Source organism: Frankia sp. AgB1.9 (assembly GCF_016786355.1).
In the GTDB taxonomy this organism is placed as follows: Bacteria; Actinomycetota; Actinomycetes; order Frankiales; family Frankiaceae; genus Pseudofrankia.
In genome coordinates, this window is record NZ_JADWYX010000019.1 from 1 (window position 1) to 452 (window position 452).

1 pseudogene is annotated in these 452 nt (G+C 74.6%); it reads right to left on the minus strand.

Going from position 1 to position 452, the window contains the following annotated elements:
• Positions 1-55 precede the first annotated feature (55 nt).
• Positions 56-452: pseudogene (locus I6A60_RS41460) on the minus strand (acetyl-CoA C-acyltransferase); the annotation flags it as partial.

Consider the following 452-nt stretch of genomic DNA (forward strand, 5'->3'; position numbering starts at 1 on the left):
GCCGCCAGGTTGAACCTGGCGGCCGTTTCGCGTCTTACGCGTCCCTGCGAACAGATCAGGGAGCGGGGACCTCGATCACGGTGGCGCTGGCCATGCCGCCGCCGGCGCACATCGCGGACAGCGCGAGCCCGCCACCACGACGGCGCAGCTCGTGGGTCAGCGTGATGATCTGCCGGGCGCCCGTCATCGCGATCGGGTGGCCCAGGCTGCAGCCGCTGCCCAGGAAGTTGACGATCGAGTCGTCGATACCGAGCAGCTTGCACGCGGCAGCCGGCACCGAGGCGAACGCCTCGTTGATCTCCCACAGCGCTATGTCGCCGACGCTGAGCCCCGCGCGCTCCAGGGCCTTCGGGATCGCCCTGACCGGCGCGAGACCGGTCTCGGGCGGCGGGGCCCCGGCCGCCCGCCCCGCCCGGCTAACCGCCCCGGGCGGCCCGGCCGGGGCCGCCGCG